This is a genomic window from Alcaligenes sp. PF14 (assembly GCF_037150615.1).
GTDB lineage: Bacteria > Pseudomonadota > Gammaproteobacteria > Burkholderiales > Burkholderiaceae_B > Alcaligenes > Alcaligenes phenolicus.
Window position 1 is genome coordinate 213068 of sequence record NZ_JBAGRS010000006.1, and the last position, 14974, is coordinate 228041.

General features: G+C 57.9%; 15 protein-coding genes. 3 read left to right on the forward strand and 12 right to left on the reverse strand.

Annotated elements, in window-relative coordinates:
• Window positions 1-102: 102 nt before the first annotated feature.
• The 8 genes from leuD to WFM49_RS14470 all read right to left on the reverse strand — a co-directional run bounded on the left by leuD (window position 103) and on the right by WFM49_RS14470 (window position 7922).
• Window positions 103-741: a 3-isopropylmalate dehydratase small subunit gene (gene leuD / locus WFM49_RS14435; RefSeq protein WP_250756455.1), complete on the reverse strand. Its 639-nt coding sequence runs from the start codon at window positions 739-741 to the stop codon at window positions 103-105.
• Window positions 738-2150: a 3-isopropylmalate dehydratase large subunit gene (gene leuC, locus WFM49_RS14440; protein ID WP_009460260.1), complete on the reverse strand. Its 1413-nt coding sequence runs from the start codon at window positions 2148-2150 to the stop codon at window positions 738-740. The genes leuD and leuC overlap by 4 nt, the downstream gene beginning before the upstream one ends.
• Window positions 2147-3052 (reverse strand): hydroxymethylglutaryl-CoA lyase, encoded by a 906-nt coding sequence (locus WFM49_RS14445; protein WP_021447115.1) that lies wholly within the window; start codon window positions 3050-3052, stop codon window positions 2147-2149. Before WFM49_RS14445 ends, leuC begins: the two co-directional genes overlap by 4 nt.
• A complete protein-coding gene (locus tag WFM49_RS14450; RefSeq protein ID WP_254500093.1) occupies window positions 3049-4260 on the reverse strand; it encodes a CaiB/BaiF CoA transferase family protein in 1212 nt (403 codons plus the stop codon). The genes WFM49_RS14445 and WFM49_RS14450 overlap by 4 nt, the downstream gene beginning before the upstream one ends.
• Before the next feature lie 127 nt (window positions 4261-4387).
• Window positions 4388-5686, reverse strand: a complete 1299-nt coding sequence (locus WFM49_RS14455; RefSeq protein WP_021447114.1) for a TRAP transporter large permease — start codon at window positions 5684-5686, stop codon at window positions 4388-4390.
• 1 nt (window position 5687) lies between these two features.
• On the reverse strand, window positions 5688-6206 hold the full coding sequence (locus WFM49_RS14460; RefSeq protein ID WP_250756457.1) for a TRAP transporter small permease: 519 nt from the start codon (window positions 6204-6206) through the stop codon (window positions 5688-5690).
• Window positions 6207-6264: 58 nt separating this feature from the next.
• Window positions 6265-7266, reverse strand: a complete 1002-nt coding sequence (locus WFM49_RS14465; RefSeq protein ID WP_009460256.1) for a TRAP transporter substrate-binding protein — start codon at window positions 7264-7266, stop codon at window positions 6265-6267.
• Between the two features lie 35 nt (window positions 7267-7301).
• Window positions 7302-7922 (reverse strand): isochorismatase family protein, encoded by a 621-nt coding sequence (locus WFM49_RS14470; RefSeq protein ID WP_009460255.1) that lies wholly within the window; start codon window positions 7920-7922, stop codon window positions 7302-7304.
• A gap of 173 nt (window positions 7923-8095) precedes the next feature.
• Between WFM49_RS14470 and WFM49_RS14475 the strand changes: the two genes are divergently transcribed.
• The 3 genes from WFM49_RS14475 (at window position 8096) to bfr (ending at window position 10128) form a co-directional block, all read left to right on the forward strand.
• Window positions 8096-8980, forward strand: a complete 885-nt coding sequence (locus WFM49_RS14475) for a LysR family transcriptional regulator (protein ID WP_009460254.1) — start codon at window positions 8096-8098, stop codon at window positions 8978-8980.
• A gap of 131 nt (window positions 8981-9111) precedes the next feature.
• Window positions 9112-9381, forward strand: coding sequence for a (2Fe-2S)-binding protein (locus WFM49_RS14480; RefSeq protein ID WP_009460253.1), 270 nt, complete (start codon window positions 9112-9114; stop codon window positions 9379-9381).
• A 270-nt stretch (window positions 9382-9651) separates the two neighbouring features.
• Entirely contained in the window at window positions 9652-10128 is a 477-nt protein-coding gene (gene bfr, locus WFM49_RS14485) for a bacterioferritin (protein WP_009460252.1), read from the forward strand.
• A gap of 136 nt (window positions 10129-10264) precedes the next feature.
• On the opposite strand, the gene WFM49_RS14490 is transcribed toward bfr, so the two are convergent.
• From WFM49_RS14490 to WFM49_RS14505, 4 genes are all read right to left on the reverse strand, one after another.
• Entirely contained in the window at window positions 10265-10888 is a 624-nt protein-coding gene (locus WFM49_RS14490) for a hypothetical protein (RefSeq protein WP_250756458.1), read from the reverse strand.
• Window positions 10889-10996: 108 nt separating this feature from the next.
• Window positions 10997-12610 carry a peptide chain release factor 3 gene (locus WFM49_RS14495; RefSeq protein WP_324577920.1) on the reverse strand — a complete coding sequence of 538 codons (1614 nt, stop codon included), beginning with the start codon at window positions 12608-12610 and terminating at the stop codon, window positions 10997-10999.
• A gap of 97 nt (window positions 12611-12707) precedes the next feature.
• Window positions 12708-13331 (reverse strand): LysE family transporter, encoded by a 624-nt coding sequence (locus WFM49_RS14500; protein WP_009460249.1) that lies wholly within the window; start codon window positions 13329-13331, stop codon window positions 12708-12710.
• A 64-nt stretch (window positions 13332-13395) separates the two neighbouring features.
• A complete protein-coding gene (locus tag WFM49_RS14505) occupies window positions 13396-14859 on the reverse strand; it encodes a DEAD/DEAH box helicase (protein ID WP_009460248.1) in 1464 nt (487 codons plus the stop codon).
• Window positions 14860-14974 lie beyond the last annotated feature (115 nt).

Consider the following 14974-nt stretch of genomic DNA (forward strand, 5'->3'; position numbering starts at 1 on the left):
AGCAACTCGCAGCCTTGGACGTCAAAACAATAAACAAACAGGGCCTGCGCGCACATATGAACAGGCCCTGCAAAAGCCCTCCTTTGCAGCCATCTGCTCCGCTCAATTAAATAGCCAAGGCTCCTGCTTCTTGCGCTGCTGTTCGTAAGCCCGAATAGTTTCCATCTTTTGCTCCGTCACGCTGACGTCATCCAGCGCTAGCAGCAAACGGCGTCGGCGTTCCGGTTCTATCTGGAAGTGAATGCGCTGATCGGGGCCGATCAACATGCCCGCCTCCAGATCGACCATCCATTCAGCCCAGGGATGATTGGTGGCGGTGACAAACAGGGCATCTACCTGGTCGGTGTTGAGTTGTAATGGCAACAGACCGTTTTTAAAGCAGTTATTGCGAAAGATGTCTGCAAATGAAGTGGCGATCAGCACCGAAATACCCAAATCCTTCAGTGCCCAAACTGCGTGTTCGCGGCTGGACCCGCAGCCGAAGTTCTCGCGTCCGAGCAGAATCCGGGCTCCCTGGGCGTGCGGCTGATGCAGGCAGAAACTGTTGATGGGTTCACGCTCGTCCAGTGGTTTGCCGGGGTAGCCAATGTCCGCGTACCGCCAGTTGTCGAAGGCATATTGTCCAAAGCCAGTGCGCGACAAGGATGTCATGTACTGCTTGGGCAAGATAGCGTCGGTGTCTACATTGGCACGGTCCAGCGCAATCAGGCGCGAGCGCACGGAAGTAAAAGGTGTGTTCATGCGGCGTCCCAGTTACGGATATCGACAAGATGGCCCGCAATTGCAGCGGCAGCAGCCATGGCGGGGCTCATCAGGTGTGTACGTCCCAAGGCGCCCTGCCGGCCTTCGAAATTGCGGTTGGAAGTGGAGGCGCAGCGCTCGCCCGGGTTCAGGCGGTCTTCGTTCATGCCCAGGCACATGGAGCAGCCCGGCTCGCGCCATTCAAAGCCGGCTTGCGTGAATATCTGGTCCAGGCCTTCCTGCTCGGCCTGACGGCGTACCAGACCCGAGCCGGGTACGACCAAAGCTTGCAGCACTGTGCTGGCTACGCGTTTGCCTTTGACCATGGCAGCGGCGCTGCGCAGGTCCTCAATACGCGCATTGGTACAGGAACCGATGAACACCCGGTCTATGGTGATGCCTGCCAACGGCTGCCCGGCCTGCAAAGCCATATAGTTCAAGGCGCGTTGGGCATCAGCTTGTTTGCCCGTGGCAGCGGCTAATGGATCAGGTACAAGCTGGTCGATGGCCGCCGCCATATCGGGCGATGTGCCCCAAGTGACTGTGGGGGCAACCTGCGTGGCGTCGATCAGCAAATGCTGATCGTATTGGCAGCCTTCATCGCTGATCAGCGTGCGCCAGTACTGCTCTGCCTTGTCCCATGCCTCTCCTTTTGGTGCCAAGGGGCGGCCGCGCACATAGTCCAGGGTCTTGTCGTCCACAGCGACCAGACCAATACGGGCCCCCGCTTCGATCGCCATATTGCACAAGGTCATGCGCCCTTCCATGGACAAGGCACGGATGGCGGGGCCGGTAAATTCGATGGCACAGTCCCGTCCTCCATCCGCACCCATGCGGGCAATGATGTGCAGGACCAGATCCTTGGCGGTGCTGGTGGCAGGCAATTCACCTTGCACATCGACCTGCAGGCTGCGCATGCGTTTTGCGGCCAAGCATTGCGTGGCCAGAACATGCTCCACTTCGGAGGTGCCAATGCCAAAGGCCAAGGCCGCAAACGCACCATGCGTGCTGGTATGGGAATCTCCTGCCACGATGCTGGAGCCGGGCAAGGTCATGCCCTGCTCGGGTCCGATCACGTGGATGATGCCCTGGCGCTCGTCATCCAGGCCAAAGTAGCGCAGGCCAAACTCCCGGCTATTGATCTCCATCTGGTCGATCTGTGCCTGCGCCAACGGGTCTTCCAGACGCTGATTGCGGCGGTGCGTGGGCACGTTGTGGTCCACCGTGGTCAGCGCAGTTTCCGGGCGACGCACTTGGCGTCCGGCCAAGCGCAAACTCTCGAAGGCTTGCGGACTGGTGACTTCGTACAACAACTGGCGGTCTATGTAGATCAGATCATGCTCATCGTCTACCGTCGCAACGCGATGTGCATCCCAGAGCTTTTGAAAAAGGGTGCGGGCCGTGCTCATGGTTGGCACACCTTCAAGGCGTAGGCTGGTCCTGCTTTGTGCAGGCGACTTTGAACGGGCTCTTGCGTCAGGGCTGCGATTTCTTCGGCCAAGGGCTGGAGCGCTTCCAGACTCAAGCCTGTTTCCACACCGCTGATTTGGAACATATGGGCCAGATCTTCCAGGCTGGCATTGCCGCTGGCACCGGGGGCGTAAGGGCAACCGCCCAAACCGGCCAAGGCTGCGTCAAACCGACGCCCTCCTTCGCGATACGCGGCCCAGGCATTGGCCAGGGCCAGCCCGCGGGTGTCATGGAAATGGGCGGTGACGCCTTGTTCACCATACAAGCTCAAGGCAGCCTGGGTCAGACGTTCCACATCGGCGGGCGAGCCCATGCCGGTGGTATCGCACAGGCTGACGGAGCTGGCTCCCATGCGTTGCACTTGTTGCATCAGTGCAATCACGTGCGCGGGGGCGACGGCGCCGGTAAAGGGGCAGCCAAAAGCGGTGGACAGGGACACGTTGACTGGCGTTTTGCCCGCCGCTTCCAGCACTTGCTCCAGCTGGGCCAGTGATTGCGCAATGTTCATGCGCAGATTGGCCAGGTTATGCGCTTCAGAGGCCGAAAATACAAAGTTCAGCTCGTCCATATTGGCCGCTAAAGCACGCTGTGCACCGCGCAGATTGGGAACCAGGGCGGTGTAGCAGACTTGGGGCGCGCGCGCGGTCAGGCTAGCCAGCTCGTCGGCATCCGCCAGGGATGGGATGGCTTTGGGCGAGGTAAAGGACGTCAGCTCTATCTTGCGCACGCCGCATCGAGGCAGTGCTTGCGCGATACGCAGCTTGTCCGGCGTAGGCACCCAGCGTGGCACAATTTGCAGGCCGTCACGCAAGGTGACATCAGTTAATAACACGGTACTCATTCCACGATTCCTTGTTCACGCAGAGCTTGGCGGCGCTCCGGGCTCATGCCCAGTTCTTGCAGGATGCTGTCTGTGTGTTCACCCAACTCCGGCCCCAACCATTGGGTGGCACCGGGACTGCGGCTTAGCTTGGGGACGATGCCGGGTATGGTCAGTTCCTGGCCGTCCTCCAAGGTGTGTTTCTCCAGCATGCCGCGGGCCTGGTAATGCGGGTCATCAAGAATGTCGGCGGCGGTGTAGATGCTGCCGCTGGGGACTTCAGCCTGATCCAGCACGCTCAACACCTCTTCCAGGCTGCGGGCCCCTGTCCAGTCGCCAATCGTCTGGTCCAGCATGGCGCTGTGTTCCACCCGTCCGGCGTTGTCGGACAGGTGCGGATCGCTGGCCAGATCAGGACGGTTCATGGCCTGCATCAGACGGATGAAAATGGCGTCACTATTGGCGGCAATCACTACCCATTTGCCGTCGCCGGTGGGATAGGTGTTGGAGGGGGCGATGCCGGGCAGGCTGGCCCCGGTACGTTCGCGCTGATGACCGTTCAGTTGATAGTCTGGAATCAGGCTTTCCATGATGGCAAAGACAGATTCATACAAGGCCACATCAATCATCTGCCCCTGCCCGCCTTCCTGACGTAGATGGTGCATGGCCAGCAGCGCGCCAATCGTGCCGTACAGCGAAGCCAGCGTATCGCCCAGGCTGACACCGGCTCGTACAGGGGGCCTATCCGGATAGCCGGTGCCATAACGCAGGCCACCCATACATTCCGCGATGGCGGCAAAGCCGGGGCGACGGTGATAGGGGCCGTCCTGTCCATAACCGGAGACGCGCACCATGATCAGGCGTGGGTTCAGTGCGTGCAGCGTTTCCCAGCCCAGGCCCCAGCGTTCAAGCACGCCGGGGCGGAAATTTTCAATGACGATGTCGCTTTGCAAGGCCAGTTCACGGGCAATTTCCTGGCCCTCGGGCTGGCGCAGATCCAGCGCAATGGAGCGCTTGTTGCGACTTTGTACGCGCCACCACAGGGAGGTGTCCTTGTGCAACTGCCGCCAGCGGCGTAGCGGGTCGCCCTTGCCAGGCGGTTCGATCTTGATGACATCGGCCCCGAATTGGGCCAGCAGGCTACCGGCATAGGGGCCGGCAATCAAGGAACCCAGCTCCAGGACTTTGATGCCTTTGAGCGGGGGTTCGGTAAAGCTGTTCTTATCCATTTCTGTTTCCTCCAGTTATTGATTCTGGGATAGAAAAAGAAAGTAGAAAAGCAATCAAATATTATGCTGCCATCGTAAAAAACGTGGATGGAAAATAAAAAAACCCGCATGAAGCGGGTTTTATTTTTTAAAGCGTTCTGGGTAACCAAAGAATGATTTCGGGGAAGATTGTCAAAATCACAATCGCCAAAATTTCCAGTGCCACAAAGGGCAGAGCCCCGCGTGTAATCTGCTGTAGCGATATTTGTGGGGCAATGCCCTTGATCACATACAGGTTCAAACCCACCGGCGGCGTAATGACGGCCATTTCGCAGGCAATAATCATTACAATGCCAAACCATAATGGATCGTAGCCCAGCGCCACAATAACAGGCAGTAAAACAGGTGTGGTGATCAGGATAAGAGAAACAATATCCAGGAACATGCCGATCACAATAAGAAATAGTAGAACGAATATCAGAATGACCCACGCCGGTTGAGACGAAGCCGTAATCAGCGTGACCAGCTTTTGCGGAATCATCAGACGCGTCATGATGTAGCCAAACAGCAGCGCGGCGGCCAGAATCAGCAAAATCATGCCACTGGTGACGGCGGTGGAGCGCAGAATCTGCAAGGCCGTGCGCCAGTTCATTTCCTTGTAGGCAATGGCAATGATGAATGCCCCTGCAGCACCAATGCCGGCCGCTTCTGTCGGAGTAGCAATACCCAGATAGATCGTGCCCAGCACCAGCAGAATCAGCAAGGAAGCGGCCCAGATGTCTTTCAGGGCGGCCAGTTTCTGTGCCCAGGTAACGACTTCCGAATTGCGCGGTGCGGACTTTGGTTTGAATATCGCAACCAGAGCGACATAGATCACCATCATGACGGTGACCATCAAGGCGGGTAGCAAGGCACCAATGAACAGCTTGCCGATGGATTGGTCAGCCATTTCGCCATACAGCACAAAGCCAATGCTGGGTGGAATCAGCAAAGCCAGGGCACCGGCCGCAGCAATCGTGCCGCCAGACAGGCTGGGCGAGTAACCACGCTTGAGCATTTCTGGAATGGCAAAGCGACCAATCGTGGCGGCACCCGCCACGCTGACCCCGCTCATGGCACCGAAAACGGCCGAGCTGCCCACACTGGCTACAGCCAAACCACCGGGCAGGCGGTTCAGCCACAGATAGAACAGCTGATACAACTTGCCGCCGATACTGGTGCGGGCGATGACCTCACCCATCAGAATGAACAGCGGAATGGCGATCAGGGAATAGCTGGCCATGCCGCGGTGCAAGGTGGCGGGAATGACGTCCAGGCCGCCCAGGCCGGATTTCATCAGAATGCCGGAAACACTGGCGACACCCAGTGCGGCAAAAATGGGGGTGCCGATAACCATTAGGATGGCAAAGCAGGCCATCATCAGGCTGAAAATGAGCATGGAATCCATGTCAGAACTCCTTGATGCTGTCGTTGGATTCCACACTGTTCGGGATGAACAGCTGGCGCAGAGCAGCCAGGCCCAGCAAGGTGCCACCCAATGGGATCATGCCGTAGGCAATCCACAGGGGGAAACGCAGCATGGAGGCCGAGCGGTAGTTACGGGCAATCGCGGTTTCCACCACGGAAATACCGGCCCACAGCAGCACCAGGCAGAAGAACAAGATGCACAGCTGCGAAATGCAGGTGGCCAGGCGCTGGCCGCGTGGCGAGAAGCGCATGTGGAAGGCTTCCACGCTGACGTGGCGGTTTTCCAGGTGAACCCAGCCGATGGACAGCCAGGAGCAGACCAGCAGCAAGTACACGCACACTTCGGTGATGTAGATGCTGGGGCTATTAAAGACGTAGCGTGCAATGACGCCGTAGGTGCAGGCAATCATCAGAGCGGCCAGTGCAACTTCGGCCACCAGAATGGCGAGCCGGTTGCTACCGCGCGCAAATGCGCCCAGAAAATGAATAAGTGGATTCATGGTGTCTCCACACGAGGGATGCGCGCCGGCTGGTGGTCCGGCGCGCAGTCACGCGTGATCAGGGCTGGCGGGTTTTTTCGATCAGTTCCAGATAAGCGGGACCGTTTTCAACCTGCTTGCTCCATTCATCAATGGCGGCTTGGGTTTGCTGACGCATTTCGGCCAGTTGAGCGGGCTCAACACGATTGATGGTCACACCGGCTTGCTCGTAGCGTTGCAGGGCCTGGCCTACAAAGGCGTTCACGCGCTCAAACTGTTCTTCGTCGCGCTGGTGGGCGGCCTTGCTGATGATTTCTTGCAGATCAGGTGGCAGGGATTCCCACTTTTTGCGGTTGATGGTCAGCACGGACACATCGATACCGAAGTTGGCGATGGACAGGTACTTGGCCACTTCATACAGGTTGCGGCCAATGCCGGTTAGCAAGGGACGTGGGGTGGCGTCGATCACGCCACGGTCAAAGGCCAGGTACAGCTCGGAAGACGGCATGCCGGTAGGTGAGCCCCCCAGCAGTTGCAGGGCGCGTGCGTCCATGGAGCTGGTCGATGCCCAGACTTTGCCCTTGATGTCCGCGGCCGAGTTGATCGGTGCCTTGCGGCTGTAAAACTCGTACGGGTCCCAAGGGGCCAGGCCCAGCACCACGGCATCGTGGGTGTCACGCAGTTCCTGCTCGGCACCCAGCTTGAACAGACCTTGATCCAGGGCACGCTTCAGGTGGGCCGTGCTGTCAAACAGGAATGGCAGGGTAAAGATGTTCAGCGCTGGCACGGTGCCGCTGGGGTACGTGCTGGTCATGTTGACGATATCCACGTCACCGCGCGACAAGGCTGGCAGCTCCTCGTAGCCATCGAACAGCTGACCGGAGTGGAACACGTTGATCTTGATGCGACCCTGGCTTTCTTTTTCCACGGTCTGAACGAAGTTCTCGATGGGTTTCCAGGCGTATTCGTAGGCCGGGGGCAAATAGGTTGAGAAAGTCAGCTCAACTTCTTGGGCTTGGGCGGGCGAGATGCCCAGCGCCAGGGTGCAGGCGGCCATCGCCGCTGTCAGGGCTTTTTTCATGAGAGTCTCCTGTGGTTTCTTTTTTTGTTGCGCGTTTAAAGCGTGTGTAGATGAGCGATCAAGTCTGCCGAGGGCAGGACTTCGGCGTACTTGCTGGCCATATCGATCAGATTGCTGCGATGTTGGGCTGCCGAGCGGTCAGCCACCGCATCTTCAGCCACGAACGGGGCAAATCCCGACTGCAAGCTGTCCACCACGCTGGCACGCACGCAACCGCTGGTGGTGGCACCGGCCACAATCAGCATGTCGCAGCCCTGATGGGCCAGCAAGGCGGGCAGCGGCGTGCCGTAAAAGGCGGAAGCCTGGGTCTTGTACAGGATGATGTCTTGTTCGGGGTCGTAGTCCAGCCGTGGGTCCAGCTCACAGGCAGTCGAACCACGCAGCAGGCAGCGCAAGGACGAGGCCTTGGTCAGCCACAGATTGGCGTCGGCCAGATGGGCTTCGTAGCCGATGATGGTGAAAATAACGCGACCCTTGCCACGCATGGCGCGAATCAGGGTGTTGGTTTGTTCGATCTGGCTGTCGCAGTTCGAGGCCAGTGGCGTCAAGCCAGGCTCGGTAAAGCCGCGTTGAAAATCGATAACGACCAAAGCCGGCTGTTGCCCCATGGGCAGGGTGCCGTCAAAGCCCCCTTTCAGATTGTCGCTGTCGCGCATCTTGTTTCTCCCCTCACTCTCTATTCCTGACTTAAATAATCAGGTTCCGTATTATGTGCGTAGTCTGTCATCGCTAATGACGTGAGTACAGCGTCAAATTGCGATGGTGCTATCGCAATTGATGATGGCAGAGTGCTTGTCGACCCGCCCTTCCTAGGATGGAATACTGGCTTATGAACATCGATCCCAAATCTTTACGGCTGTTTTTATTGGTGCTGGAACGCGGCACCATCTCGGGGGCGGCCGAGCAGTTTCATATTGCGCCTGCCGCGGTCAGCAAGCGCCTGAGCGATCTGGAGCAGCAACTGGGCGCAGCCCTGATTGAGCGCAGCAACAAGGGTGTGTATCCGACGGCAGCGGGCAAATCATTGGCGGCCATGTCCCAGCGCCTGCTGGACGATATGGATGCCATGGGCGCGCTGATGCGCGACTTTGCCGGCGGGGCCACTGGGCATGTGCGGATTGCGGCCAACCTGTCGTCCATCACGCAGTTTTTGCCGCAGGCTTTGAGCTCTTTTATGGCGCGTCACCCCAAAGTGCGGGTGTCCTTGGAGGAACGTATCAGTGCTGGAGTCGCCCAGGCGGTGGCCGATAATAATGCTGATCTGGGAGTACTGATTCGAGGCGTAGGCAGTGCCGAGGTGGAGTACTACGACTATCGCCAGGACGAGCTGGTGTTGCTGGTGCCTGCTACCCATCCTTTGGCAGGACGGGGGGAGTTGGCCTTTGCCGACACGCTGGATTTCGACTATGTGGGGATGCACACTGGCAGTCACCCCAATTTGCTGCTGTTACGTGCCGCCAGCGAACTGGAGCGCACCTGGCGTTGCCGCGTGCAGGTGACCAGTTACGATGCCCAGTGCCGCATGATTGAGGCGGGGCTTGGAATTGGCATGTTGCCGCGTTCTGTGGCCGAGTCCTATGTACAAAGCCTGGGCCTGGCCTTGTGCGTGATCAAGGAGCCCTGGACCTCACGTCGCGTGGCCTTGTGCGTGCGTAGCCGCTATAGCTTGTCGCCCGCCGCGCGCTTGTTGATGGACCATCTATTGCAGAATTGATGCGACTGTCGTTTTCAGGCCAAGACCGCAAGGGCAGGCTGCAAGCCATTCCCAGGGCTATATCGAGGAAAGACAGTTCTTAATGAGAATGACTCTTGATATTTTCAGGTTTCTTGATAATAATAGTTCTCATGTTTATCTGCATATGTAACGCGATCACCGAGCGTCAAGTACAAGAAGCAGTACGTGGCGGCGCTTCCAGCCTGGCAGACCTGCAAGGTCAGCTTGGCGTGGCGTCTTGCTGTGGCTGTTGCGCGGAGACGGCTCAGGACTATTTGCCCGGCGGACGCTATGCCAATCAGACCATGATTGCCAGTCTTGAAACCGCCCGGGTGGATTACGCTGCCAACGACAGCCTGATCCCTGCCCCTGAGTTCGGCCGTCTTGTTTGTCGCGCCTAAGCGCGTGTTTTTGATCAGGATTTTCCATTCCCGCTATTGTTAGTGGGAATGATTGTTATTGGTCCTGTTACTAACCCAAAAGTGCAACGCTTTCTGGGTGTTTAGCTGTTTTTTAAGCCATGGCACATGCGTGCATGGTAGCCTGTCACATTCATCCCCCATTGTGTTTTTGCCTGCATCGCGCCTGAGTGCGATCTGTGGCGTGAGCAGCATTTGTGGGGGCTCGGCGGCTCCTTGGGGGGAGCGCCGTCAGATTTACAGGAGAACAGCATGTTTGGCGATAAAGTGGTAATTCAGCATCTGAACAAGCAGCTAAAGAACGAACTAACAGCAATCAATCAATACTTCTTGCACGCTCGCATGTTGAACCATTGGGGCTTTAACAAGCTGGGCAAACACGAGTATGACGAGTCCATCGGCGAGATGAAGCACGCCGATATGCTGATCGAACGTATCTTCATGCTGGACGGCCTGCCCAATCTGCAGGACATGCACAAGATCATGATCGGTGAGAACGTGCCTGAACTGCTGGGCTGTGACCTGAAGCTGGAACAGGCTGCCCGTCAGACCGTGGTAGAGGCTATCGAGTACTGTGAGTCCACCCGCGACTACGTGTCGCGTGATTTGTTCTTGAAGATTCTGGACGACACCGAAGAGCACATCGATTGGCTGGGTACACAGCTGGAGCTGATCGAAAAAGTGGGCCTGCAAAACTACCTGCAATCGCAGATGGGCGACCACGAATAAGTCTTTGTGTGGTCAGACCAAAAAAAAGCACCCGTTACTAACGGGTGCTTTTTTATTGTCCTTGGCAGCTTCCTGCTCTGGAAACGAAGCCTTCAATTGCAAAGGCAGCGTAGCCTGGGAAGCGACTACAGACAGCTTAGAAGGACTTGCTTGGGCAGCCAGGCACCTTGCCCCAGGCATTGTTCGGACCGCAGTACTTGTTGCGAGCATCCCAGGAACAACTTGGGCGATCGAAAAAGCCTTTTTGGCTACAGGCATTCAACTCTTGCTGCAGCTGTGCCTGCCAGGCACCGTTATTGTTGCCGGCCACTTGAATATCTTGTGGTGGCGGTGGTGGGGGCGTGCCTATATCTACCGGCTGGATAGGCTCGGAGCCACCCAGGTTTACACGAGCAATCCCTTGCAACTCCCGGTTCTGCTCGGTCATGGCAATTTGAATGGCCTGCTCCAGCGAAATGGACGTGGTGGCCAAGGCAATAGGTGGCTTTTCTTCCGTCAGCGTAGACGTGTCAATTTCCCAAGCGATCGGTGTGGGTGCTTGCGGTACTCCCAGGCGACCATTGGGTAAAGGCTGCGGCGGTTGCGCGGTAAAGGGTTTGCCATCGGCATCAAGCGTAGGCAAGTCTGACGGGTCGGGGGTGCTGACCGCCATGGACTTTTCAGGGCCGTGCGCGATTAGCCAGTTCCCCAGTTCCAGGCCGCCCCACACTGAAGCACCTGCGGCCAGCAGCAAGACAGCAATGATAAAACGCCAGGGCATAAGCGATGTCTCGGTTGAATCAGGGGCAATCCGGTCGGCCGGATGCGCGTAATTAAAAGAAAAGAGCCGTCATTGTAGCGAAATGTCGGCCCTGCTCTTGTGACAGAATTAGACGGCATCCCCGAAAACGTGTCCACCATGTTCACGTAATGCGTGGAATTCAATGCCCGGATTCAGCTCCTGAGCCACGCGCAACTGCGCAGGCGAGCTTGCTAAAAAGGCAGTGGCCTCGACCACGTCATAAGCAATATTGCCCGCGTTGGTCTCGATAAACTTCTTCATGTCCTTGGGGTCTTTGGCTGTTACCCAGCGAGCCATATTGAAGCGGCTGGACGACAGGCGCGCTTCCACACCGTACTCCGTTTTCAGGCGGTGGGCCACCACTTCAAACTGCAGTTGGCCAACCGCGCCTAGCAGCATCATGCCGCCTGCCATATGGGGACGGAACACCTGAATGGCACCCTCTTCACCCAGCTGGATCAGGCCGGTACGCAATTGCTTGGTGCGCAATGGGTCTTTGACCTCAATGGACTGGAACAGTTCGGGGGCGAAGAAAGGCAGCCCGGTAAATTGCAGGTTTTCGCCTTCGGTCAGCACGTCGCCCAATTGCAGGATGCCGTGGTTGGGCACACCGATAATGTCGCCAGCAAAGGCATCATCCAGCAGTTCACGGCGTTGCGACAGGAAGGACACCACGTTATTGGGGCGAATTTCCTTGCCGGTACGAGACACTTTCAGTTTCATCCCGCGCTTGAAATGGCCGGAGCTGACGCGCACAAAGGCCACGCGGTCACGGTGGGCGGGGTCCATATTGGCTTGCACCTTGAACACCACACCACTGAACTTGGGCTCGTCCGGCTGCACTTCACGCTGCAAGGCAGCGCGTGGGCCAGGAGAAGGAGCCAGATCAACCAGTGCGTCCAGCACTTCCTGCACACCAAAGTTGTTGATGGCCGAGCCAAAGAAAACGGGGGTTTGCTTGCCAGCCAGGAACAGGTCCAGATCGAATTCGGGGGCTGCAGCATTGAGCAGCTCGATTTCTTCCTGAGCCTTTGCAAAGGGCTCGCCAAAGCGTTCGGCAATCACAGGGTTGTCCAGGCCAGGGATGATTTCATCCTCGCCATGACGTTCCTGACCGGGCTTGAACACACGCATATGATTGGCGCGCAGATTGAACACACCGCCAAAGCGACGTGCCATCCCGATAGGCCAGGAAAACGGCACCACTTCCATGCCCAGGTGCGATTCGATTTCCGACAGCACATCCAGCGGCTCTTGAACTTCGCGGTCCAGCTTGTTCACGAAAGTGATGATGGGCGTATTGCGGGCCCGGCACACTTGCAAGAGGCGAATGGTTTGCGGTTCCACACCGTTGGCCGCGTCAATCACCATCAAGGCGGCGTCCACGGCGGTCAGCACACGGTAGGTGTCTTCGGAGAAGTCCTGGTGACCGGGGGTGTCCAGCAAGTTGATCACGCAGTCGCGGTATTCCATCTGCATGACCGAGGAGGCCACCGAAATACCACGTTGCTTTTCAATTTCCATCCAGTCCGAGGAGGCGTGACGGCTGGCTTTACGGGCCTTGACGCTACCTGCAATCTGAATCGCACCCGCGAACAACAGCAGTTTTTCTGTCAGTGTGGTCTTACCCGCGTCAGGGTGAGAAATAATGGCAAAGGTGCGGCGTTTCTTGACTTCAGAGCGTATGTCACCGGACGACATTGAAAATCCTTGTGGCAGCGCCAGTCTGGCGCGTGGAAAACAGTGAGCGAATTATCCGTAAAGCAGAGCTTGGGGGCAAGCTGATGCGTGCACAAGGCTAACGCGACACGCTGGCCAATACCGTCCCTGCCAGAATAAATAGCGAACCGAACACGCGGTTCAGCAGCCGGACATGGCTGGCCTGACGCAGCAAATGCAACATGCGAGCGGCCAGCGACGTGTAGCAACCCATGGCCACCAGATCCGTAAAGCACAGGGTCATGGCGATCAGCAGGTATTGCAGCGGCATGGGCCGATTCAAGTCCAGAAACTGGGGCATGATGGCCAGCAAAAATACCAGACCCTTGGGGTTGGTGATATTGATCAGGCAACCCCGTATCAACAAATCGCGAATACGAAAGTCGCTGGGTTCCTGACCTGTGACCTGCACCGGCATGGCGTCGGTGCGCAATTGCTTCCAGCCCAGATAAATCAGGTAGGCGGCACCCAACCATTTAAGCGTGGTGAACGCCAGTTCCGAGCGCGCCAGGACTTGGCCCAATCCCAGGCTGATGATGAATATCTGGATCATGATCCCGATATTCAGGCCTATCGCCATCCAGTAGCCACGCTTGAAGCCGTATTTCAGGCCGGAGGACATGGAGGAAATCGCACCTGGGCCAGGTGAAAACGAAATAACCCAGGAAGCCGCAAAAAAGGCGAGCCAGGTGCTCAGTGCCATGGTGTGCTCGGTTCAAAGGCGGGCGCTGTGCCCGCCTTTGGCAGGCACAGTCCCTTTGCAGGGTTTAGGCTTTGGCTTGTGCGGAACTGCGGTTGCTGCGGTTCGGGCCGCGGCTGTCTTGACGGCCACCGGGGCGACCTTGGCCAGCACGGGCTGCGCCACCGCCTGCACCGCCAGGAGCGGCGCTGCGACGTGGGCGGTTGTCGTTGCCAGGACGGCGCGGACGGCTTTCGCCATTGCCACCACGGCCTTCAGCGGAGCGACCTTGACCACCACCGTTAGGGCGACGGGCACCAGGAGCACGAGCGCCAGGAGCGCTGTTGAAGCGGCGCTCTGCGTAAGTGTCTTCCTTGGCTTCTTCAGCCAGAGCGGCGCGCGAAGGAGGCGTCCAGCCTTCCACCACGATGCGTTCGATAGGATTGCGGGTCATGCGCTCGATCTGCTTGAGTAAACGCATTTCGCTGCGATCCACCAGCGACAGAGCCACGCCTTCGCTACCGGCACGGCCAGTACGGCCAATGCGGTGAACGTAGTCTTCAGGAACGTTAGGCAGTTCGAAGTTGACCACGTAAGGCAGTTGATCAATGTCCAGACCACGTGCGGCGATGTCGGTGGCAACCAGTACCACAACCTTGCCGTTCTTGAAGCCGGCCAGCGCACGGGTACGAGCCGCCTGGCTCTTGTTGCCGTGCAGGGCTTCAGCGGCCATACCGTCCTTGGACAGTTTTTCGGCCAAACGGTTGGCACCGTGCTTGGTGCGGCAGAACACCAGAACCTGGTTCCAGCCGCTTTCGCGGATGATGTGGCTCAGCAGATCACGCTTGTGTGCCTGGTCAGCCAGAATCACTTGCTGGGTAATCAGTTCGTTGGTGGTGTTGCGGGCAGCAACGGCCACTTCGTCAGGGTTGTTCAGCGAACCACGGGCCAGTTCACGGATTTCGTCCGAGAAAGTCGCCGAGAACAGCAGAGTCTGGCGATCAACCGGCATCAGGCTGATGATCTTGCGAATGTCGCGGATAAAGCCCATGTCCAGCATGCGGTCGGCTTCGTCCAGTACCAGGATTTCCACGCCGGTCAGGTCCACGGTGCGTTGACGCACGTGGTCCAGCAAACGGCCAGGAGTAGCCACCAGAATGTCCAGGGGCTTGCGCAGCGCATGGAACTGGGGGTTGATGTTCACGCCACCAAACATGACCATCGAGCGCAGACGGGTGTGCTGGCTGTACAAACGTACCGATTCTTCAACCTGGGCGGCCAGTTCACGGGTAGGGGCCAGGATCAGCGCACGTGGGCGGCCTGGTTTACGGTTTTGCTGAGGGTTGTTCAGCAGACGGTGCAAGATAGGCAGGGTAAAGCCTGCGGTCTTGCCGGTGCCGGTTTGAGCGGCAGCCAACAGGTCGCCACCTTCAATGACCTTGGGGATGGCCTGGGCTTGAATAGGGGTGGGGTGGGTATAGCCTGCGTCGGTTACAGCACGCAACAGAGGTTCTGCCAGCTCAAGAGAGGCAAAAGTGATTTGAGAGTCCAAGAATTTTCCAGTGACTAGCCCAAAAGCCCTCTTTGGGGCCCTACCAATCCAGGCTAAGGTGTTTTGTTATGGCGACAATGCCACGGCAGGGGCAAGAACGCCGCCTGCTGCAAGA